Source organism: Alcanivorax sp. DP30 (assembly GCF_009882945.1).
Classification (GTDB): domain Bacteria; phylum Pseudomonadota; class Gammaproteobacteria; order Pseudomonadales; family Alcanivoracaceae; genus Alcanivorax.
The window spans coordinates 681922-703099 of record NZ_WTUY01000004.1; the positions used below are offsets into that span (position 1 = coordinate 681922).

21 protein-coding genes and 1 pseudogene are annotated in these 21178 nt (G+C 60.4%); 10 read left to right on the forward strand and 12 right to left on the reverse strand.

What is annotated here, in order from left to right:
• Nucleotides 1-35 precede the first annotated feature (35 nt).
• The 3 genes and pseudogenes from lpoB to GQF00_RS16685 form a co-directional block, all read left to right on the forward strand.
• On the forward strand, nucleotides 36-629 hold the full coding sequence (lpoB, locus tag GQF00_RS09430) for a penicillin-binding protein activator LpoB (RefSeq protein WP_161318894.1): 594 nt from the start codon (nucleotides 36-38) through the stop codon (nucleotides 627-629).
• 224 nt (nucleotides 630-853) lie between these two features.
• The gene (locus tag GQF00_RS09435) at nucleotides 854-2149 is read left to right on the forward strand and encodes a CsgG/HfaB family protein (protein ID WP_161318895.1); all 1296 of its coding nucleotides are present in this window, start codon (nucleotides 854-856) and stop codon (nucleotides 2147-2149) included.
• 321 nt (nucleotides 2150-2470) lie between these two features.
• Nucleotides 2471-2665 (forward strand): annotated as a pseudogene (locus GQF00_RS16685) (transposase); the annotation flags it as partial.
• 236 nt (nucleotides 2666-2901) lie between these two features.
• Here GQF00_RS16685 and GQF00_RS09445 read toward each other — a convergent pair.
• Together GQF00_RS09445 and GQF00_RS09450 are read right to left on the reverse strand one after the other, a co-directional pair.
• Nucleotides 2902-4155, reverse strand: a complete 1254-nt coding sequence (locus tag GQF00_RS09445; protein WP_161318896.1) for a PepSY domain-containing protein — start codon at nucleotides 4153-4155, stop codon at nucleotides 2902-2904.
• Nucleotides 4156-4213: 58 nt separating this feature from the next.
• Nucleotides 4214-4825 (reverse strand): HPP family protein, encoded by a 612-nt coding sequence (locus GQF00_RS09450; RefSeq protein ID WP_161318897.1) that lies wholly within the window; start codon nucleotides 4823-4825, stop codon nucleotides 4214-4216.
• Nucleotides 4826-5021: 196 nt separating this feature from the next.
• Between GQF00_RS09450 and GQF00_RS09455 the strand changes: the two genes are divergently transcribed.
• Nucleotides 5022-6776 (forward strand): monovalent cation:proton antiporter-2 (CPA2) family protein, encoded by a 1755-nt coding sequence (locus GQF00_RS09455; RefSeq protein ID WP_161318898.1) that lies wholly within the window; start codon nucleotides 5022-5024, stop codon nucleotides 6774-6776.
• Nucleotides 6777-6836: 60 nt separating this feature from the next.
• On the opposite strand, the gene GQF00_RS09460 is transcribed toward GQF00_RS09455, so the two are convergent.
• The 6 genes from GQF00_RS09460 to GQF00_RS09485 form a co-directional block, all read right to left on the reverse strand.
• Nucleotides 6837-7256 carry an SRPBCC family protein gene (locus tag GQF00_RS09460; protein ID WP_161318899.1) on the reverse strand — a complete coding sequence of 140 codons (420 nt, stop codon included), beginning with the start codon at nucleotides 7254-7256 and terminating at the stop codon, nucleotides 6837-6839.
• A gap of 97 nt (nucleotides 7257-7353) precedes the next feature.
• Entirely contained in the window at nucleotides 7354-8403 is a 1050-nt protein-coding gene (locus tag GQF00_RS09465; RefSeq protein ID WP_161318900.1) for a nitronate monooxygenase, read from the reverse strand.
• Nucleotides 8404-8423: 20 nt separating this feature from the next.
• A complete protein-coding gene (locus GQF00_RS09470; RefSeq protein ID WP_161318901.1) occupies nucleotides 8424-9053 on the reverse strand; it encodes an FMN-binding negative transcriptional regulator in 630 nt (209 codons plus the stop codon).
• A gap of 8 nt (nucleotides 9054-9061) precedes the next feature.
• A complete protein-coding gene (gene ggt, locus GQF00_RS09475; protein ID WP_161318902.1) occupies nucleotides 9062-10771 on the reverse strand; it encodes a gamma-glutamyltransferase in 1710 nt (569 codons plus the stop codon).
• A 215-nt stretch (nucleotides 10772-10986) separates the two neighbouring features.
• A complete protein-coding gene (coaD, locus tag GQF00_RS09480) occupies nucleotides 10987-11478 on the reverse strand; it encodes a pantetheine-phosphate adenylyltransferase (protein WP_161318903.1) in 492 nt (163 codons plus the stop codon).
• A 108-nt stretch (nucleotides 11479-11586) separates the two neighbouring features.
• A complete protein-coding gene (locus GQF00_RS09485; RefSeq protein ID WP_161318904.1) occupies nucleotides 11587-12681 on the reverse strand; it encodes an SDR family oxidoreductase in 1095 nt (364 codons plus the stop codon).
• A gap of 99 nt (nucleotides 12682-12780) precedes the next feature.
• Here GQF00_RS09485 and GQF00_RS09490 point away from each other — a divergent pair, with 99 nt between their 5' ends.
• The 5 genes from GQF00_RS09490 (at nucleotide 12781) to GQF00_RS09510 (ending at nucleotide 15318) form a co-directional block, all read left to right on the forward strand.
• Nucleotides 12781-13164, forward strand: a complete 384-nt coding sequence (locus GQF00_RS09490; protein ID WP_161318905.1) for a MerR family transcriptional regulator — start codon at nucleotides 12781-12783, stop codon at nucleotides 13162-13164.
• 141 nt (nucleotides 13165-13305) lie between these two features.
• Nucleotides 13306-13881: a DUF4334 domain-containing protein gene (locus GQF00_RS09495; RefSeq protein WP_161318906.1), complete on the forward strand. Its 576-nt coding sequence runs from the start codon at nucleotides 13306-13308 to the stop codon at nucleotides 13879-13881.
• A 203-nt stretch (nucleotides 13882-14084) separates the two neighbouring features.
• Entirely contained in the window at nucleotides 14085-14408 is a 324-nt protein-coding gene (locus GQF00_RS09500) for a hypothetical protein (RefSeq protein WP_161318907.1), read from the forward strand.
• A 251-nt stretch (nucleotides 14409-14659) separates the two neighbouring features.
• Nucleotides 14660-14914 carry a hypothetical protein gene (locus tag GQF00_RS09505; protein ID WP_161318908.1) on the forward strand — a complete coding sequence of 85 codons (255 nt, stop codon included), beginning with the start codon at nucleotides 14660-14662 and terminating at the stop codon, nucleotides 14912-14914.
• A gap of 26 nt (nucleotides 14915-14940) precedes the next feature.
• Nucleotides 14941-15318 carry a hypothetical protein gene (locus tag GQF00_RS09510; protein WP_161318909.1) on the forward strand — a complete coding sequence of 126 codons (378 nt, stop codon included), beginning with the start codon at nucleotides 14941-14943 and terminating at the stop codon, nucleotides 15316-15318.
• A 114-nt stretch (nucleotides 15319-15432) separates the two neighbouring features.
• Here GQF00_RS09510 and GQF00_RS09515 read toward each other — a convergent pair whose 3' ends face one another.
• The 3 genes from GQF00_RS09515 to GQF00_RS09525 all read right to left on the reverse strand — a co-directional run bounded on the left by GQF00_RS09515 (nucleotide 15433) and on the right by GQF00_RS09525 (nucleotide 19158).
• Entirely contained in the window at nucleotides 15433-17046 is a 1614-nt protein-coding gene (locus GQF00_RS09515; protein WP_161318910.1) for a GMC family oxidoreductase, read from the reverse strand.
• Nucleotides 17047-17069: 23 nt separating this feature from the next.
• Entirely contained in the window at nucleotides 17070-17603 is a 534-nt protein-coding gene (locus GQF00_RS09520; protein ID WP_161318911.1) for a twin-arginine translocation signal domain-containing protein, read from the reverse strand.
• Nucleotides 17604-17715: 112 nt separating this feature from the next.
• Nucleotides 17716-19158 carry a coniferyl aldehyde dehydrogenase gene (locus GQF00_RS09525; RefSeq protein ID WP_161318912.1) on the reverse strand — a complete coding sequence of 481 codons (1443 nt, stop codon included), beginning with the start codon at nucleotides 19156-19158 and terminating at the stop codon, nucleotides 17716-17718.
• A 147-nt stretch (nucleotides 19159-19305) separates the two neighbouring features.
• Between GQF00_RS09525 and GQF00_RS09530 the strand changes: the two genes are divergently transcribed.
• Nucleotides 19306-20004 (forward strand): TetR/AcrR family transcriptional regulator, encoded by a 699-nt coding sequence (locus GQF00_RS09530; RefSeq protein WP_161318913.1) that lies wholly within the window; start codon nucleotides 19306-19308, stop codon nucleotides 20002-20004.
• A 154-nt stretch (nucleotides 20005-20158) separates the two neighbouring features.
• On the opposite strand, the gene GQF00_RS09535 is transcribed toward GQF00_RS09530, so the two are convergent.
• Nucleotides 20159-21145 (reverse strand): YheT family hydrolase, encoded by a 987-nt coding sequence (locus GQF00_RS09535; protein ID WP_161318914.1) that lies wholly within the window; start codon nucleotides 21143-21145, stop codon nucleotides 20159-20161.
• Nucleotides 21146-21178 lie beyond the last annotated feature (33 nt).

A 21178-nucleotide genomic window follows, 5' to 3' on the forward strand; every position in this document is an offset into this window, starting at 1 on the left:
TTTGCGGTCCAATCCGCTATCAAGGAGACAAAAGAATGCGACGTGTACTTACCATGATGATGCTGGGCGCGGCAGTGGCCCTTTCCGGCTGCGCCTCCAAGGTGGATTACGGGGATGCCCAGGCGCGGGAAACCGTGAATACCGATTTCGGTTCCACCGACCTGCAGATGATCGCCAGCAAGATGGTGGACGATATGCTGGTCTTCCCGCCCATTGTGCAGCTCACCCAGAACCGTCGTCCGGTGGCGTTTGTAGACAGCATCAAGAACAAGACCACCGAGCACATCGACACCGAATCCATCACCGACACCATCCAGTCCAAGCTGCTGAACTCCGGCAAGTTCCGTTTCGTGGACATGACCAAGGTAGAAAGCGTGCGTGAGCAGCTGGATTACCAGAGCGAATCCGGCCTGGTGGACCCGAATACGGCTGCCCAGATGGGCCGTCAGATTGGTGCCGAATTCATGATGTACGGCAACTTCTCTTCCATCGTTAAACGTGATGGCAGCACCAAGGACGTGTACTACAAGTTCACCCTGAAACTGATGAATATCCAGACCGGTATCATCGAGTGGGCAAACGAGAAAGAAATCCGCAAGACTCGCAACAAGAGCTTGTTCGGGTTGTAAAAAGGCGCGGCACGCAACTGCCTGCACGCAGACGGCCTCTGCCGTAGGAGCGTCGCTGGCGGCGCGATTCAAGCCCTGGATCAAAGGCAGTTCCACCACGGAGGGCACAGAGTAAAAACCGCTTTTTCCCGGTGATCTCTGTGCACTCTGTGGTAAATCATTCTTGGGCTATCGCGCCGCGAGCGACGCTCCTACGGCGTGGGTTGGTTTAACAAGGAGGTCACATGTACAAACGACTTTTCGCCCCGCTCTTCGCAGCGTTAATGCTGCTGTCGTCGCTGGGCCATGCACTCACCGAGACCGTGTCGGTAAGTGCCCGTGGCTTCGGTGACACTCCCGAGCAGGCCATGACCAATGCGCTGGTGGCAGCAGTGCGTCAGGGCGGCGGTGTCACTCTGGCCGTGGATCCCAACTTCCGTACCGACGTGTATGAGTGGGTGATCCAGTCCCAGGGAGATGTCTCCACCTGGATGGGCAAGGAAACCTCTGTGCCGGAACCGCAGCTGCCTACCCTGGGCAATATAAAGACCTACCAGGTGCAATCGGTAAAGAAAGTGGATGACGGCATGTGGCAGGCGGACGTGCAGGCGGACATCCTGCGTCCCAAATCCATCGGCCCGGATCGTTCTCATTTGCCTGGTATCGCCATTGCCAGCTTCGACACCCGTGCCAGCAGTTATGACCTGGGTGACGTAAAGGTGTCGGCCAGTGAGGTCCAGCGAGACCTGGCAGAGAATCTGTCCATGGCCTTCACCCAGTCCGGTCGCTTCCGGGTGCTGGATCGTGCCTACCTGGCCGATGTGGAAAAAGAGCTGGATACCGTCTCGGAAGGCAGCGTGGCGCCGGAAGAAATGGCACGCCTTGGCCAGCGTAAAGGCGCTGACCTGCTTCTGGTGGGCACCATTGAAGACTTCCAGATTGGTGACAGCGAGCGCGAGTTCTATGGCGCCAAGATGGGCGGCTATGAACCCTATGTGCGGGTGCGCTACCGCCTGATCGACACCACCACCACGGAAATCCTGTGGAGCGACCTGTACGTGTGGGACAAGTCCGAAGCGGAGATTCGTGAAGTGGCGCGACAGCTCAACATCGATGACCGCAACCATCCCGAGCGTCTGGCGGATGTGATGTATCCGGAGATCGCCCGGGCCATCGCCGGCGACGCCACCGACGTGCTCTACCCGGTGCAGGTGATCAAGGTGGATGGCAATACCGTGTTCCTGACCCAGGGCGAAGGCCGTCTGGAGCAGGACGGCATCATGAAGGTCTACCGCCCTGCGGGTGAGATGAAAGACCCGGACACCGGCATGACCATCAAGATGGAAGGTGCGGCACTGGCTACCCTGAAAGTGACGGATGTGCGCCCTGACTATGGCGTCGCCATGATCGAAGGCGATGCCAACACTCCCCTCAAGGTGGGTGATCGCGTGCGCCCGGACAAACAGGCTCGGGCCCAGGCGGCACGACCCGCCGGCCAGGCCGACAGCCCCGGCTCCTCGGCAGCGCCCATTCAGTGGTAATCAAACAGCCCCGCGAAAGCGGGGCTGTTTGGTTGGGGCTGGCAAGCCCTCCGCAGGAGCACCTCTCGAGGTGCGAACAGGCCGTTCTGTCTTCCCCAGGGCTGTGCCCGTCCCGGGCCGGTTTCGCACCTCGAGAGGTGCTCCTACATAAAAATCAGCGATTGCCTATATTTTGGAAAGGCATGTCAGGCCAGGATCCCTGTCATGACCACTATCTATCGCGGTGCGAGACTTCGCCAAGGGCGACATTCAGAAGAAGGGCGCATCTACCATGTCACCACCGTAACCAACGGCCGCTATCCGTTTTTTTCTGATCACCGGATGGCTGCCGTGGTGTGCCAGACGCTACAGTGGAGCGACCAGGCTGGAGCAACCTCGACACTGTGTTATGTGCTCATGCCCGACCATCTACACTGGCTGTTTCAACTCGGAGAGAATCAAACCCTTTCAAAAGTCATGCTGCGAGCCAAGGGCCGTAGCGGACGGCTTTGCGGTTCGGCCGTTTGGCAAAAGGGTTACCATGATCATGCCCTGCGAAAGGAGGAATCCCTCAGGGACGTGGCGAGGTACATTGTCGCGAATCCAATGCGCGCAGGATTAGTCCGCTCTCCCATACTGGAATGCCATCTGGCTATAGCGCCATCCCTCCGTAGGAGCACCTCTCGAGGTGCGAACCGACCCTTCTGTCATGGACCCAACCTGGGCCGGTGTTCGCACCTCGAGAGGTGCTCCTACGGTGGTGTAGGGTGCGGTTACGTATTCTGTACGGCGGGGGTGGCAATCGCGCCTTTACGCTTACGACTCGCTACCCTCGCCTTCCGTTTCTTCCACCAGATCACAATGCCGGTAAATGACAGCATGGCCACGGCGATGCCCATGATGGAAATAATGATGCGGCCCGGCAGGCCGGCGATGCGGCCGGAATGTAGCGGGAACTGCAGCTGGTTGAACACATCGGCGGCGGTACCGGTCCAGGGTACTTCGTCACCGATCAATTCACCGTTGTTGCCATCGTAATAGAGGCTTTTCACTTTCATGCCACCGCTGTCGTGGTCTTCACCGGGGTAGTAAAAGCGTGCACCGTACACCGCAAAGTTGTCACTGTAGAAGCCATCACCAAGGGGTTCAGCCCAGCCGCGGGCATGGGCTTCCTGGCGGGCCTTGGCAAAGAGTTCGTTCCAGCCCAGTTGTGGTTCCACCGGATCATGCAATGCCGTGGGGGTGCGGGTTTCAAACGGACCCGGGGTGGTTTCCGACACCGTGGACATGATCGGGTAGAACACTTCCCGGTACAGGTTCAGGGAAAACGAGGTAAAGGCCAGTATCAACAACAGGCCGAATACCCACAGGCCCACGGCCCGATGCAGGTCGAAATTCAGTTTGTAGGCGCCGGCACCCTGACGGATTTTCCATGCCGGTTTCCAGCGTTGCCACCAGCTTTTGCCGCTGGCGGTGCGTCGCTTGCGTGGCAGGGTCAGCACCATGGCGATAAAGGTATCGAACAGCCACACCAGGGCCGCGATGCCCATGAGCCAGACGCCCCAGCGATCCGTGCCTTTCCACTCTGGCAGATGCAGTGAAAAATGCAGCTTGTAGAGAAATGACATGAGGTGCTCAGGGTGCAGGGAGATCTGCCCCCACAGGCGCTTGCCGACAATCTCGCCAGTCACCGGATCCACGAACACATGGTCGTAGTCCAGCTCGTAGCGCCGCCCAGTGTCCGGGTTTTCTTTGGCATCCACCCAGATTTCCACGTTATGGCCCGGCTCGGCTTGCAGCGGGAAGAAGCTGGCCCGTACTCGCGGATCCGCGGCCTCAACCTGTGCCACCAGGTCCATGACGGGTAACGTCTGGCCCTGACTCTGGTTTTCGAACAGGTGGGGGTTCAGCCATTCGTCCAGCTCATGATCCCAGGAAATAATCGCTCCGGTGAGGCCGGCAATGATCAGGAAGACGGCGATAAACAGACCGAACCAGCGGTGGAGGACGACAAGCAGGGGGCGCATTTCACAGGCTCCGGATGAGAAAACCCGGCCACACTACCATGAATGCAAATCGTTATCATTAATATATGGGTGGGCTTTGCTTGCCCGGGCGCCATAACGGATAGGGAATTCCGGCCAGACGATTTATCAGGAAGGCCTGGCACACCAACAGGGCCACGGCACTGATCAGCACGGGCATCTGCTGGAGTTCGTGCATCAATCCCAATGAGACGATCAGTGCAGTGGCCCCGGCCGGGGGATGGGCAACCCGGAACAGGATCATCAGGCTGCTGGTGAGCCCCAGGGATAGTCCGGCGGCGGCCACCCGTGACCATTCCACCCCGGTGAGAAAGGCCGCGGGCGCGTCGTGAAGTCCAAACAACCATAGCGACGTCCAGCCGCACAGGGCTCCGATCACGTGAGCGGAAATGACATTGCGCGGACAGGCTGCCTCTGCCAGGGGAACATGGAACAGCAGAAAGGCGGTGGCACCCAGAGACGGGAAGATAAAGGCCTGTTGAGTCACCAGCGCGACCATGGCGATGAGGGCAATGCTCAGCCCGCCGTTCACCAGGTTGAATGCCGCCAGCACCAGGCGTGGATTGAAGCGCTGGCTCATCACTTCAAGGTGCAGTTGACGTAGCACTCCGGATACCAGCCGCTGTCGTACCTGATCGCTTTGTTCACTCATGCGTGCACTGATAGTGGGCAAAAAAGAGCGCGCATGGTAAGGCTTTCAAAGTGGCTGGGCAATTATTGTGCAGACATGCGCCCCTTGATGGTGCGTTACTCGGCATTGAAAAAGGGTGGCGGCTTCAGGAAGCCAACATGCTTGCCCCTTTGAGGTGAAATTCCGCTAGCATCGGCCCATCAACAAGGAGAGAAATGTGGACGGATTTTTTGCGCAGGCGCTGGCCTTGCTGGGCGCCACCCTGATCCTGTTGCCTCTGTTTCAAAAACTGGGGCTGGGCAGCATTTTGGGTTACCTCGCGGCGGGGATTGCAGTGGGGCCGCTGGGGCTAGCGTTGATCAGTGACGGCACCGATGTGCTGCACTTTGCGGAACTGGGCGTGGTGCTGATGCTGTTTCTGGTGGGCCTGGAATTGGCGCCGCAACATCTGTGGGCGCAGCGCCGCAGTCTGGTGGGGCTGGGTGCTACCCAGATGGTTGCCAGTGCCCTGCTGCTGACGGGGGCGTTTCTGCTGCTGGGGTTCGAAACCCAGGTCAGTCTGGCGATAGGGGTCATCCTGGCCCTGTCCTCCACGGCGTTCGTTATCCAGATGCTGGTGGAAACCAATCAGCTTGGCACGCCCCATGGCCGGTCGGCCTTTTCCATCCTGCTGTTCCAGGACCTGGCAGTGATTCCGATCCTGCTGCTGTTGCCGGTGTTGGCAGGGGGCGGCGCTGGCGAAGACGGGCCGCAATTGCTGGCGGGTCTGGCTGCCCTGGTGGGGATGGTGCTGGCAGGGCGTTATCTGCTTAACCCCTGGTTGGGCTGGCTGGCCAAGCTGCGTAACCGGGAATTGATGAGCGCCAGTGCCCTGATGCTGGTGCTTGGTGCGGCCGGGCTGATGGAGCATCTGGGTTTATCCATGGGCCTGGGTGCCTTTGTAGCCGGTGTGCTGCTGGCGAATTCTCCGTATCGGGAACAACTGGAAACCGATATCCAGCCTTTCAAGGGACTGCTGCTGGGGCTGTTTTTCCTGGCGATTGGCATGACCATGGATCTGCGTTTGCTAAGGGATTTTCCGGGTGAGATTGCGCTCTATTTAGGGGTGTTGCTGGCCGCCAAGGCGCTGGTGCTGATGGTCATTGCCCGGATTCGCAAGGCAGACTGGCGCGGCACCATGATGTTCGGCATGTTGCTGAGTCAGGGGGGCGAGTTTGCCTTTGTGCTCTTGACCCAGGCCGTGACCCTGAATCTGCTGGACACGACGCTGGCGGGGCAGCTCAACCTGGTGGTGGCCCTGTCCATGGGTTGTACCCCGTTGTTGATGAAAGCGGTGGCGACGCTGTGGCCGGAAGCGGACCGTGCAGAGCGCCATGACATGGAAGACGAAACCATGCCCAGCCACCATCCCCGTGTGGTGATTGCCGGACTGGGGCGCTTTGGCCAGATCACGGCACGGATTCTGGTGGGTCGTCAGATTCCCTTCACCGCCCTGGATTCCGATCCGGATGAGATCGACATGCTGCGTCGCTTTGGCAATGAAGTGTACTTTGGTGATGTGACCCGTCTGGATCTGTTGCGCAATGCCGGGCTGGAACATGCCCGGGTGCTGGTGGTGGCGGTGGATGATGCCGAGGCGGCATTAAAGACGGTGGAACTGGTGCGTGATCACTTTCCCCAGGTGGCCATCATTGCCCGGGCGCGGGATCGCTTCCATGCGTTTCAGTTGCGAGCGTTGGGGGTAAAGATGGTGATTCGGGAAACCTTTGAATCGGCGCTACTCAGTGCTCGCCTTACCCTCACCGAACTGGGGGTGCCCGAGTCCACCGCTATCGACCTGGTGCGCAGCTTCCGGGAACTGGATGAGCGCATGCTGGAAGAACAGGTGGAACACCGCGATGATCGGGAAAAACTGTTGGAAGCCAATGCCCGGGGGCGGGCGGAGCTGAGCTCACTGCTCAATCAGGAGTAGCCAGCCTCAGGCAGGAGGGGGAGCTTGCGGGCACAGCACCTGGCTGGCCCGCAGCGGGGCTTAAAGCTTGAGCTTCTTCAGCCCACGGCGGATCCCCTGATCCAGCGCGGCTTTAACGATCGGCCCGACCAGTGGCAGTTTGCCTTCGAATTCGATGGTGTAGTGAAGCATGCTGCCGCCGTTGCCGGTTTCGGAGAAGTGCATCACCCCCTGGTGGTTCTTCAATGGGCTGCCTTTGCTGATGGTGTAGCGGATCAGCTTGTTCTGCTCCACTTCGGTGACAGTCTCATGGAAGGCGGGGGCCAGTGGCAGTTTCATCCAGCGGGTGGAGCCCACACCGTTGACGCTGTCGCTGCCATCCTTGATGCGCTTGATCTTGGCCGGGACAAAGATCCGCTCCAGATTGTGGTGGTCACTGAGAAAGTCGAACAGCTTGTCCACGGAAAAAGGAAAAGTCTGGATAATTTCAATGCGTTGCATATTCGCTCCTGGGGCACCCGGTTACTGGGGAATGGCCACGGAAAAGTGGCAAGTAAACAAGGTGTCGATTCTGCCGCAACTGAGCCCGCTCACCAAGTTAGTTTGAGCCAGAGCAGCCCTCTGCCAGCCAGTGGGTAATGTCCGCTGCCGGTGCGTTCCGGCAGGCAGTGGCAAATTGCCCTGCCCACAACGGTGAGAAATCAGCGCTGCCCATGGCTTCGGCAGCCGCCCTGAGTGGCCCATTCGCGTTTCCTGCAAGGGGGAACTCGGGGGCCTGCACGGGAAAGCAGCCCAACTCTTCCATGAGGCGATTCACCATGCCCCGGGCCGGCCGCCCGGAAAAAACGGTGGTGAGCGCGGTATGGCGTGCCCGGGGGCTGGCCAGCCACTCACGGTGAAGGGCGCGCGTGGTGGCTTCAGGCGCAAGCAGGTAGGCCGTGCCGATCTGTACCGCAGTGGCACCCAGTGTCAGAGCAGCGTGTACCCCGGCTGGGGTGGCAATGCCGCCCGCCGCGATCACCGGCACCGTCACCGCCTCGACAATCTGCGGCAGCAGGCTGAGCGTACCCTGTTGCAGCGTCAGATCGTCACTGAGGAAATGCCCACGGTGGCCGCCCGCTTCCAGGCCCTGTGCAATCACGGCATCAATGCCCTGTTGCTGAAGCCAGCGTGCCTCGTCGACGGTGGTGGCGCTGGACAGGATTCTGGCACCGGTGGCCCTGACCCGATCCAGCAACGCGGTGGCGGGCAGGCCATAGTGGAAACTGACCACCGCGGGGCGAAACTGCTCGATAACGCTGGCACAGTCTTCGTCGAAGGGCTTGCGTGAGGGGCCCGTGGGGATCGCGGCAGGGTCGGCACCCACTTCCCGATAGTAAGGTGCCAGAAGCTCCGCCCACTCCCGTTCTCTGTGGGGGGCAGCAGCCGGTGTCGTGTGACAGAAAAAGTTGACGTTGTAAGGCCGGGCCGTTGCCTGTTGCAGCTGGTCAAGCTGCTCGGCCAGCTGCGCCGGAGCCAGCATCCCGGCAGGGAGTGAGCCGAGCGCCCCGGCCTCACAGACGGCGGCGGCAAGCCGCCAGTCCTGTACGCCTGCCATGGGCGCCTGGATCAAGGGCAAACGGCTGATAAAGGGCTTGGTCATGGGCATGCTCTGCCAGGCGGTTGGGATTACGGATTGTCGAGCGTAGCACGAATCAGGGCATGCAGAGCTTCACCACCGGGTTCCGTTTCAAGCGCGGATAACAGCGAGGCCTGATTGGCGGGCGGCTGATTCTGGCTGGCCTTGTTTTTGCCCTCCAGCCGGTGGATCAGAATCTCGATGCCTACCAGAGCACCCACCATCCTGTCGATATAGTCTGCGGGTGCATCATCAACGGCCCAGGGGGTGTCCCTTCCCTGCTCCTGTTGTTCGGTCAGATGCTCAATCTGCTGCTTGACCCAGTGTGGGTCATCAATCACGCGCAGCGTGCCGTGCACATGGGTGACGGCATAATTCCAGGTTGGCACCACCTTGCCGTGTTCCGCCTTGCTGGCATACCAGGAGGGGGAAATATATCCCTGTGGGCCATGGAAGATCACCAGCGCTGGCAGTGGGTCGGTCAACTGACTCAGAGGGTTGGCGCGGGGGATATGGGCAAGCAACCGTTCATCATGGGCATCTGCCTGCAGCACGAAAGGCAGGTGGTTGGCATCGAGTCCTGAGTCGCCCTGCAGTACCAGGGTGCCGAGTGGAAATGCCTTGATCCGGGCCCGCACTGAGTCCGGATCGTTGTCACTGAAAATCTCAGGCTTGAACATGAGGCGGGTTATTCCACCGACAGCGTTTCAGGTAACTCAGGGGCCATGATGCCGCCTGCCTCAGGGGGGCGAACGGTGGCTTCACCAACGCCTCGCGGATCACTGGCGGCAGTGACTTCGTTACTGTCGCGACGCCACAGGATGGCCTGCATGTTGCCGTAATTGCGGCCGGTGGAAACCACCTTGTGGCCCAGTAGCATCAACTGTTTGGCGGCTTCGCTGCCGACGAATTCCGGTTCGGCCTGCACTTCGTCGGGCAGGTACTGGTGGTGATAGCGCACTCGCCCTACCCAGTCTTCCACCGGCTTGTTATCCGCCGCTTCCAGCACGCCAAGCATCACCATGGAAATAATGCGGCTGCCGCCGGGGGTGCCGAGGATCGCCACCCGGTCATCAAACTCCACGAAGGTGGGGGTCATGGAGGATAACGGGCGCTTGCCCGGGGCGATGGCATTGGCGTCGCTGCCCACCAGTCCGTAGGCGTTGGGGCTGCCGGGTTTGGCCGAGAAGTCGTCCATTTCGTTATTGAGCAGTACGCCGGTGCCGGGTGGGACAAAGCCACTCCCGAACGGCAGGTTGATGCTCAGGGTGGCTGCCACCCGGTTGCCATTCGTGTCGAGGACGGACAGGTGGGTGGTGTGGGTGCCTTCCTGAACACCGATGGGCTTGCCGAGGCTGGCACTGGGGGTGGCCTTGTCCAGGGTGATGCTGGCGGCGCGTTGCTGGGCGTAGTCCATGCTCAACAGCTTATCCACAGGCATATCCACAAAGTCGGGGTCGCCCAGATAGCGGGCACGGTCCTGATAGGCGCGGCGCATGGCTTCGATGGCGATATGGGGCGTCATGTCACCGGTCTGGCCCTGATTGAACTGGCTGATGATGTTCAGGGCGTTGGCCAGGACGATCCCACCGGAGGACGGGGGTGGCGCGGATACGACCCGGGCGCCACGGAACTGGCTGACGATGGGCGTGCGCTCTACCACCTGGTAATCGGCCAGATCTTTCAGGGTCCACAGGCCACCGGTCTGCTGTACGCCATCCACCAGCTGCTTTGCCACTTTGCCTTGATAGAAACCGGCGTTGCCCTGTTCGGCGATGGCGGTGAGTACCCGGGCCAGATCTGGCTGGCGGATGGTGTGATTGGTCGGTGGCACCTTGCCGTTGTGCAGGAAAATGCTTGCTGATTCCGGGAAACGATTGAGCACGTCTTCCCGGTAGCTGGCCAGCTTGCGGTATTTCTCATCCACCGGGAAACCGTTCTCTGCCAGCCTGATGGCAGGCGCTAGCGTGGTAGTGAGTGGTAACTGACCATATTTTTCCGCCACATGCACAAAGGCGGCGGCCTGGCCGGGAATACCCGCTGCACTGGGGCCGTTCACTGCCCAGTCGCGCATCACCTTGCCGTCCTTGTCCTGGTACATGTTGGCGGTGGCGGCACCGGGCGCGGTTTCGCGAGCATCCACAAAGGTCTGGAAACCATCCTGTTCGCGGTGCAGCAACCAGAACCCGCCGCCACCCATGCCGGCAGAGTATGGCTCCACCACGGCCAGAGCCGCCGCCACCGCGATGGCCGCATCAAAGGCGTTGCCACCCTGATCAAGAATCTCCATGCCGGCCTGGGTGGCCAGCGGATGGGCGCTGGCCACCGCATTCTGTCCCGGCCCGGCGGCCTGGGCGGAGAGGGTTAACAGCAGCAATAACGGGATCAGGATGCGCATGGGGTTCCTCCTTGAATGCCGGTGTTTGTTTTGGTGTCCGGCGTTGTTGTTGTAAGAGCTGCAAGCCACAAGCTTCAAGCTACAACGCAGCTCAATACCTGATTGTACGGAAAGGGACTCCCCGCGCAGCGAACATGGGAGCGCGGGCACGGCGTAAAATAAACCCCTGCCCTTATCCGTGTTGTAGCTTGAAGCTTGCTGCTTGTAGCTGCTCTTTATTTCTGCCGCGCCTTGCGTTTTTCTTCCAGCGCCTCGGCCACCAGCGGCGGGACGAAGTTGCTGACGTTGCCGTCCAGCAGGGCGATTTCGCGGATCAGGGAGCTGGAGATGAAGGACAGGTGTTCTGCCGGGGTCAGGAATACGGTTTCCAGATCCGGGGCCAGTTGGCGGTTCATGTTGGCCAGCTGGAATTCGTATTCGAAGTCACTCACGGCGCGCAGGCCACGCAGCAGGATGTTGCCCTCTTCTTCCTGACAGAAGTGTGCCAGCAGTTTGGAAAAGCCTTTCACCTTCACGTTGGGAAGGTGGGACAGCACTTGCACGGTGAGGTCCACGCGCTCGTCCAGGGTAAACAGCGGGCCCTTCTTTTCGCTGGCGGCAATGCCGACCACCACTTCGTCGAACATCTTGGCGGCCCGCTCCACCAGGTCCAGGTGGCCGTTGGTGATGGGGTCGAAGGTGCCGGGGTAGATTACGCGGTTGGTCATGCTTGCCTTGCCTCTGTCGCGGTAAACACTGTGCCCGGGCTCTGGCCCGGGCACCACATTGCCCGCAAGGATACCCCAAGCGCACCCTGTCGTGCAGGGGCCGGGGGATTACGGCCCCTGTAAAGGGCTTGCTGCGGCGTCTCCGCCGGGAACCTGTTGCTGCTGGTAGAAGCGGGTGCTGGCGGCAATCACCTGTCCGATGGGCGGGTGGGCCAGCCCCTCCTGCGCCATAAAAGCGTCACTGGCGCGGGTATCGAAACGGGTAGTCTGGATGAAGTGCAGCGCCTCCGGCCAGGTGTTCATCAACCGTGGCAGACCGGGTATCCGCAGCAGGGCCGCCAGAATCGGCATGGGCAGAAAACGGCGGGGCGGCTTGCGTCCCAGCGCTGTGGCGGCCTCGCCCAGCAATCCCTTGAGTGAAGGGGTGGCCGGGTCCAGGGCCAGCAAGGTGGCGGGGACCTGGTCGGCGGTAGCCGCCCGGGCGATCAGCCGGGCCAGCAGATCCACGGCCACCAGCGGCAGCCAGTGCTCCGGGGTGCCAGGAATGGCCGCCATGCGCCCACGGGCCAGATTGTCGATCAGTTGATACAGAGGTTGCTGTTGGTCCAGTTGCCCATTGCCACTATCGCCGGCCACGGTGGCCGGTTGCACTTCCACCAGTGCCAGCGATTGGGTCCGGGCGTAGTGGCGAACACGGATAGCAGCTTCCAGCTTGCTGGCTTCATAGCCGCCGGCATGACGGTATACGTTTTGCCAGTCGGTCTGTTCCGGGTCATCCAGATGAATGCCAAGACGGGCAAGGTGGGCCAGATTTTCCAGCATGAAGCCACTGATGAAGACCAGCCGGGCCTGTTGCTGGTGTGCCAGTTGTGCCACGGCCAGGGCACCATCCACGTTGGTGCGACGAGCGGATGCCATGGGCAGTTGCCAGGCAAAGCGTGCGCCAAGATGAATGACGGCAGCAAGCGCGGGCAAGGGCTCGCTCAGGCCAAGGTCGGGCTGATCCAGATCCCCGGCCACGGCCTGTAGCAGACTGCCCTCGCCGCCCAGGGAGTCCACCGCCGCGCGCAGGGCGGGCAGTTGCTGTTGTGGTTGGCGCAGCATGGCGAGCACGGGGCGCCGGGCACGGGTCAGCTGTGCGCATACCTGGCGGCCGATAAAGCCGCTGGCTCCGGTAATCAGGATGGGGTTGTGGTGGTCCATGATGGTTTTCCTCGCCGAAGACTGATTTCCGGTTAGCCTAAAGGGTAGAGTAAGCTCTAAGGTCAAGGCCCTGTTTGAAGGCATGCGGGAGACATCACCATGCGTATTGCTGAGCTGGAACAGCGCACCGGGATCAACCGGCACACGCTGCGGTATTACGAAAAGGAAGGGTTGCTGCTGGAAGTGGTGCGCGGTGAGAACAATTACCGTGACTACCCGGAAAAGGCGGTGGAGCGAGTGGCCATGGTCAGTCAGTTGAAAGACCTGGGTTTTTCATTGCGGGAAATCCGCGACCTGCTCAATGCCCTGCGTAGCGACAGCATCGATTGCGCACAAGGTGCGCGGCTGATGGCCGAGAAGAAACAGGCGGTGGACCAGCGCATTCGCGAGTTGAGGCAGGTAAGCCGGATGCTGGGTGCCGAGCAACAGCGCCTTGAGGCCAGTGCCGAAGCGCAACGATTGCGCGGCGATTGTTCCGTCTGAGGGGGCCAGACAAACAATCCGGTCAATTCTGGTATTTTTGGTATACCCGGTTGCCGGACAATCGCGACCAGGCGCTGGTGATTGGCAGTCACCGCTACTAACGTTGATGCCCCGATCAAACAGGCTTTCAAGGAGCATGGCATGGGTGCATCAACGAACGCGACTCAGGGTCTGCAGGAAATCAGTTTTGCTGCGGCACAGGCGCAGGGGAAGGTAACCTGTGAGGATGCCCTGGCCATTTTTGATGCCCTGGAACCGGTGGAAACCGACTTCATGCTGGGCGCCTGGAAAGGGGAAGGTTTTGAGACCGGTCACCCCATGGACGGCATGCTGGAACGTTGTCACTGGCACGGCAAGCGTTTTGAAACCACCGAACATGTTCATCCGCTGGTATTTCGCAAGCGCGATGGCGCCCTGTCCAGTGTGCGCCCGCTGCTGGCCATGCCCGGGCTGGGTGTGCTCGACAAGCTGCCCATCCTGAAGAGCGAAGCGGCGGGCAGTGTCTTTCAGGTATTGATTCCGCTGCTTTCCGGCAGCAAGTCGGCGGCCCGTCTGCGCATGACCACCTACCGCGGCAAGCCCACCGCCACCATGGTGTACGACAACCTGCCCATCAACGATGTGTTCCGCAAGGTGGATGACGACACCGTGCTGGGCATCATGGATCTCAAGGGCATGAAGACGCCGTTTTTCTTTGTGCTGCGTCGGGATAAATAACGCCTGACGCTGACTCTCCCGGCGCTTACCGTGGGAGCGTGCCTGCACGCCAATCTCCTCCGTTGAGGTCACACCCTTCGCGTGCAGGCACGCTCCCACAGGGGCCAGTCTGAAGACGTTGCTGATTCTCTCTTTCGGTACGGTCTCCAAACAAGACGCGAAAAATCTGGCACACTTTTCCTGAGCATTGTCAGGGGGACCGGATGGAACAGTGGGCGCCACAATATTCCCGCGCGGAGCGGTTACGGCTGTTGGCCTTTCACGGGGCCTGGGCGCTGCCGTTGGTTCTGATCACCCAGTTCCTCTTCTTTCCCTGGTTTGAAACCTTTGTGGAGACAGCGCCGTGTCGTCAGCTGGGGCCGTTCAGTGCCCTGGATGTGCTGATCCATGGCATTTTTGTGGGTTTGCCCGGCACCTTTCTGTTGATCGTGCTGGCCATGGAAGGCCGACATAGCCTGCGAGTCTGGCAACTGGCCCAGCACCCCTTGCCCGGTGAGAAAGTCCTCAAGCCCACCCGCTATGTCTAGGCCGTCGTGCGCGGCTGCGTCCGTTATTGTTCTTGCTGGTGATGGCCGGTGTGGCCGGGTTCACCGTGCAGGGTGTGTTCTGGGCAGGGGAGCTTCTGGACCAGATCGGGGTGGTGCAAGGCTGTTGATCAACAAGTGTGTCGCTTGCGGGACCAGAGGCTTTTCTTCTCCCGCTTTTGCTGCAGGCCGAAACCTGTTCGCTTGGTCTTTGCTAAGATTCTGGCCAGCTGAAGAAGGGAAAAGGACAAGGCATGAGCGCAGCACAGTGGGTGTGGATCAGCGTGTTACTGCTGGCCGTACCGTTTGGTCTCAGTATGTTGGGCATGGGAATTGCCCGCCTTAAAGGCACCCGCCTGGATGCTGCGCAAGCGGACCCCTGTTATGTCATGGGCCGGGATATCAGTGAGCTGCTCTATACCCTGTTCATGTGTTACTGGCTGGTGCTGTTTACCGCGCCTCTGGCCATGGGGTGTCTGATCTGGGCCGGGATCAAGGCCTGGGGGTAGTCATTTTTGTCGACAAGGAGTCTGTCATGCGAGCAGTGATGCTGTTGCTGGTCTTGGTTTCGCCACTGGTGCTGGCTGAATCTGTAGGTCGCCTGGAGGGCAAGAGCGGAACCGGCAAGGTGTTCCGTTTGCCCATGGAGAGCGTTGGGGTAGCACGTATGCCGACCGGTTCAGACAGCGGGATTGAATCGCTTTATGCCTTTACGGATCAGCCCTGTATTTTTCTGCAAGGCAAGGCCATGACGCTGGTGTGCAGAGCGCAACCGGAGGCTGACCTGAGCGGCACGATCTATGAGCAGGAAGGGAAAGCGGATCTGCAGACCGGTGAGGTCCTGATGGAGTGCACTCAGGGGTGTTCGCAAAGTGTGCCGGCGGTGATGCGTTTTATTCCGGTTCAGTGCTGAAGAAACAGGTTTGGAAAATGCCATGCGGCTTGAGGGCTGTTCCAACAAGAAAGGATGCCCATAAAAAAGGCGGAAACCGGCTTGCCAGGTTTCCGCCTTTTTTTCGCCATCGGCTCAGGCAGTCAGGGTCTCAGCCAGTTTGGTGGCGTTCCGGGCACTGATGCCATAGATGGTCAGCTGTGGGTTCACGCCGAGGCTGGTGGGGAACACCGAGCCATCGATAACGTACAGGCCGTTGAGGTGCTTGTAGCTGCCATCGCTGTTGACGGTGCAGCGGCTGTCGTCCTGGCCCATGGTCAGCCCCCCCATGACGTGGGCACTGCCAAGGCCGGTGATGGTGGGTGCGTATTCCAGGTTTGCCACGCCGGCCTTCGCTTCTTTCCAGCTTTTGTAATACGGCGCATGGGCATGGCCGGGACGGACTTCTTTTGCGCCGGCGGCGAACTGCATTTCCAGCTGGGTCAGGTGGGCGCGCTTGGTGCCCTCCAGCAGGTAGTCGTTCACCGGGTAATCCAGCAGCGGTTCGCCGTTGTCACGCAATTCCACCTTGCCGCCGGTGTTATCCTCGTGGAAGCCATCGCGCAGCAGTGCGATGGAGGCGGCCAGGTTGGGCAGTCGCTGCATATGTTCGAAAGCCGTTTCGCCATACCCGCCGACCAGGGCACTGTTGAGGCCCGGGTGCATGGGCATCATTTCCAGCTTGTAGCCCGCCGGCCCGTCCACGCCGTGCTTGAATACGAACTCGTCGGAGTACATGGATTGGGGGGCACCATAATACGGCGCGATTTCCTGATCATAGATGCCGTAGGCAAAGTTGGTGGGATGCAGGAAGGTGCGTGTGCCCACCAGACCGTGGGGATCTGGCACCCCGGAGCGCAACAGCAACGCAGGGCTTTGCATGCTGCCGCCGGAAGAGATCACCGCACGGGCCTTGAGAGTGAGGGTGGCGCCGTTGGGGGTCTTGTCATCCTTGAGTGGATGTACCTTCACACCGGTAACCGTGTCGCCTTCGATGATGAGGGTGTCGGCCTGGGCACTGTGAATCAGGGTGGCACCGCTTTTCAGGGCACCGGGCAGAGTGGTGACCAGCATGGACAGCTTGGCATTGGTGGGGCAGCCCATGCCGCAATAGCCAATGTTCCAGCAGCCACTTACATTGCGGGGAATGGCTTCGGCGTGCCAGCCCAGGGCATCACAGCCCCGTTTCAGTACGTCGTTGTTGGCGTTGGGGGGGACCAGCCATTTCTCGATGTTGAGGCGCTTTTCCATGGCGGCAAACCAGGGGTCCAGTTCCTCACGGCTGAGACCGTCCACGGCATACTGGTCACGCCAGAAATTCAGGGTCTCTCTCGGAGTGCGGAAGGAGCTGGTCCAGTTGACCACGGTGGTGCCGCCCACTGCCCTGCCCTGCAGGATGGTCATGCCGGCGTCCTTGGTGGCCCGCATGGCGCCTTCCTGATAGAGGTCCCGGTAGGCTTCGCCTTCGTCCAGATTGAACTGGTCGGAGGTCTTCAATTTGGCGGCTTCCAGGACGATAACCTTGAGGCCGCTCTGGGAAAGGATTTCGGCGCTGACGCCGCCGCCGGCTCCGCTGCCGATAATGACCACGTCGGCTTCCAGGGTGCGGTTGTCGGTGATGGTGCGGCCGTCGATGACGTCCCAGCCGTTTTCGGCGGGGTTCTTCCAGGGGTCATCAACCTTGATCTGTAAAGTGCTGAGGTCCTTCATGGGGATTCCTTGTTCTTGTCGTCTCAGGCGATGACGCGTTTCGGCGGGCCGGGATAGCCGGTGGTGCTGGCCGCTTCGGGCTTCACATACCAGGCCATGTGCATGGGCTGGGTAAGGCCCTTGAACGCCATACGGGCGATGCCGTTTTCCTTGGCGGACCAGTCCGCGAGGGTCTGCTGTAGCTCCTCGTCACTCTGATCCGCAAAGTGTGCCCAAGTGCCGGTCAGGAACCAGCGGGCAGCGCCGAGTTGCATCAGGTCAAGAATCTGGAAAAGGGTGGCGCGGGTGCCGGGCATGGCGCCTTCAAGCAGGTCGTCGTAGGCCTTCATGCCATCTGCCGCGGTGGCGCCAGCGGCTGCCAGTGCGGGCCCCATGACGGCGCCGACCAGCGGGGTGAGTAAATCTACATCCTGTTGACGGAAATAGCGGTAGCCCTCAGCGGGGCCATCGTTGCTGGAACAGCCGGACAGTAGCGTCAGTCCGGATCCAGTGGCCAGCAGCGCACTGCCGGCGGCGCCCAGCTTGAGAAAGCCGCGGCGGTTGATTCCCTGGTCCATGTGAGTTCCTTTGTTTTTCTGTTCTTGTTTGATCACCTGCTGCAAGCATTAAACAGGTATCCCCCCGCCACAAGCCCGTGTTGATAAACGGACGATGGCAGGGGGAATAGGGTTACTTGATGAGGTGTTTTTCGATCAGCTTGTGCATGCCACGCCCATAGGGCGGCAGGATAAAGCGGGTGGCGTTGAACTTGCCCTTCTTGTAGATGCCCTTGGCCTTGGAGAAGGTCTTGAAGCCTTCCGGGCCGTGGTAGGCACCCATGCCGGAGTCGCCAACACCACCGAACGGGATGTCGTCCACGCCCACGTGGGAGATGGTGTCATTCAGGCAAACACCGCCGGAGTGGGTTTGCTTGAGGACCTGATCGCAGTTGGTGTTGTTCCAGTCGAAGTAGTACAAGGCCAGCGGACGGGGACGTTCGTTCACGTAGGCGATGGCGTCGTCCAGGGTCTTGTAGGGCACCACGATCATCAGCGGGCCGAAGATTTCATCCTTGGCGATCTGCATGTCGTCGGTGACATTCAGCACCAGGGTATGGGGAATCTTCTGGCTGTTGCTGAAGTCTTCGTTGGCCGGGTTGATCTCGATGACCTCGGCGCCTTTTTCACGGGCATCCTGCAGGTAGCTGCGCAGACGCTGGTGCTGGCGGCCGTTGACGATGGCGGTGAAGTCCGGGTTATCGAGCATGGTCGGGTAGGACTGGTGGACCTGGGCCTTCCAGGCCTCCACGAATTCCTGTACCCGGTTTTCCGGGCAGAGGATGTAGTCCGGGGCCACGCAGGTCTGGCCGGAGTTCAGGCACTTGCCAAAGGCGATGCGCTCACAGGCATCCTTCATGGGGAAGTCTTGGCCGATGATGCAGGGGCTCTTGCCGCCCAGCTCCAGGGTTACCGGGGTCAGATTCTCGGAGGCCGCACGCATGATGTGGCGGCCCACGGCGGTGGAACCGGTGAACAGCAGGTGATCAAACGGCAACTGGGAAAAAGCCTGGCCCACTTCCACCTCGCCGTTGAAGACGGCGACCTGGTCTTCCGGGAAACTTTCGCCAATCAGCTTTTCCAGCAGGGCGCCAGCGCGGGGGGTGGCTTCGCTCATCTTCACCATCACCCGGTTACCGGCGGCCAGGGCAGTAATGATCGGTACTACCGCCAGCTGGATCGGATAGTTCCAGGGCACGATGACACCCACCACGCCCAGCGGCTGGTATTCCACCCAGGTCTTGCCGGGCCAGCTCAGGGCGCTGACGCTGCGCTTGCTGGGCTTCATCCACTTGCGCAGTTTCTTGGTGGTGTACTTGAGACCTTCCAGGGTAATCAGGATTTCTGCCAGGCGGGTTTCGTCCGCGGCCCGGTTGGTAAAGTCGGCATTGATCGCTTCCACCCAGTCATCGGCGCGTTCGGCAAGGATCGGGCGCAGCCGGTTGATCAGCTCAATGCGCTGCTCCGCGGTGGGAAAGGGGTGCTGGCGGAATGCGGCTTTTTGCGCTGCGAAAACGCGCTGCATGCGTTCGATGTCGGTGCTGCTCTGATGTAGCTCTTTCACTTCGGCGACCATGGTCTTCGCCTCCCGAGTTTGTTTGTTGTGTAAGATAGGCTGGCGGACATAAACCGGTCCGCTCAAATTTTAGCCTTGATAGGGATTTTTAGAGTAATTACTCTAGGAGTCAACTCACGGTATCAAAAACACAACAGTTGTCCCAAAATGACCAGCACCAAGCAGAAAATCCTGGATACCAGCCTGGCCCTGTTCAACCAGCAGGGGGAGCGCAATGTGACCACCAATCACATTGCCGAAGCGCTGGGTATCAGTCCCGGCAATCTCTACTATCATTTCCGTAACAAGGGGATGATCGTCTCGGCACTGTTTGATCGCTACCAGGGGCAACTACTGGCTTCGCTGGAAGCGCCCCAGGCGCCCATGACCTGGCGGGTCAAGGTGTACTATTTTGAAAGCCTGCTGGCCTCCATGTGGCAGTTCCGTTTTTTCCACCGCGACCTTTCGCACCTGCTCCATGCCGATGAGGAACTGGCCCGGCGGTATCGCACGTTTGTGCAGGCAGTCACCGAACGTGGTGCTTTGATTTTTGGCGAGCTGCGAAACAGCGGCATCATTGCGGTGGATGACGAGCAGCTTCAGGGGCTGATGGTGAATACCTGGGTGATCATGTCGTCCTGGGCGTCACTGGTGCACGGCCTGCGCCCGGATGCCGCCGGCGATGAAGCGCTGGACGAGAAGCTGATGCGTCATGGCATCTATCAGATGATCTGCCTGGAGGAGCCCTTCCTCACCGGTGAGGCCCGCGAGCACCTGGAAGAAATGCGTGCCCGTTACCGGGGGGCCGATAACACCACCGGCTTGCTGCTGGGAATGCCGACGGAAGAGGAAGAGAAAGCCGGCTGAAAGGGAATAGTTGCAAGCCTCAAGCTACAACGCGATACAGGCTGTGGAGGCCCTCAACGTCGTGCCCGCGCACAGGGTTTTGTGGTTCGCGGGCACGGCATTTCAGAAAATGACAGTGTTGGCCGCGTTGTAGCTTGAGGCTTGTAGCTTGCTCCTACTGAAACCCGTACCCCTGCACAAACGCCAGCAGCCGCTGTTCCAGCCAGTAACGATTCTCTGCTCCGCCCACGAAACCCACATGACCGCCATGCTTGCTTACTTCCAGGGTCACTGCCGGGCCCAGTTCTTCCCTGCGCGGCAGGGTGGCCGGGGTCATGAAGGGATCATCAAGGTTCTGGAGGATCAGTGTGGGGGTGCGTATTTGCAGCAGACGGGATCCGGCGGAGCATTCGGCGTAGTAATGGCTGGCGCCGCGGAATCCGTAAAGCGGCGCGATGATCTGGTCGTCATACCGCCAGAAGGATCGAATGCCGGACATGTTCAGCCGGTAAAGCCGTTTCGCTTCCGGGGGATTGATCTGGTCCAGGTGTTTTTTCTTGGCGTCGAAATTGTCCAGCAGGGCCTTGATCAGGTGCTGGCGGTACATTCGCGATACACCCCGATCAAGGCGGTTGGCGCAGATATCCAGCCGTAACGGCGAGCAGACAGTGGCGACCCCGGTGAGGCGCCCGTTATCGCGGTGCGCCAACCAGTTCAGCAAGCGGCTACCCCCCAGGGAGACACCGATGGCCAGACGATTTCCGCTGGGGTCCTGATGAAACACGTGCTCGATGACTGCGTCCACGTCGTCGGTTTCGCCGGCGTGATAACACAGCGCGGTATCGTTGGGCTGTTTGGCGCCACGGCTGTTGATGGCGACGGAACGAATCCCGGCATCCGCAAAGGTTTTCTGGAAACCCCGAATATAGTGAGAGTCGCTGCAGCCGGACAGACCGTGGAGCAGGATCACGGTGAGCTGGCCGGGCTTGGCAGCGGGGCCGGCCCAATCCAGCAACAGGTAGTCTCCGTCGGGTAGATCCAGCCGTTCCTGTTGCCGTTCCACCTCCGGTAACTGTCGTCCCAGCGGCCCCCACAAGGTTTGCAGGTGGGGATTGCGCAGCCACAGCGGGGCGTGGAAGGAGGAGCGGATAATCTCACCCATGGACGTTTCTCACAGCAAGAGGGTTTGGCGACA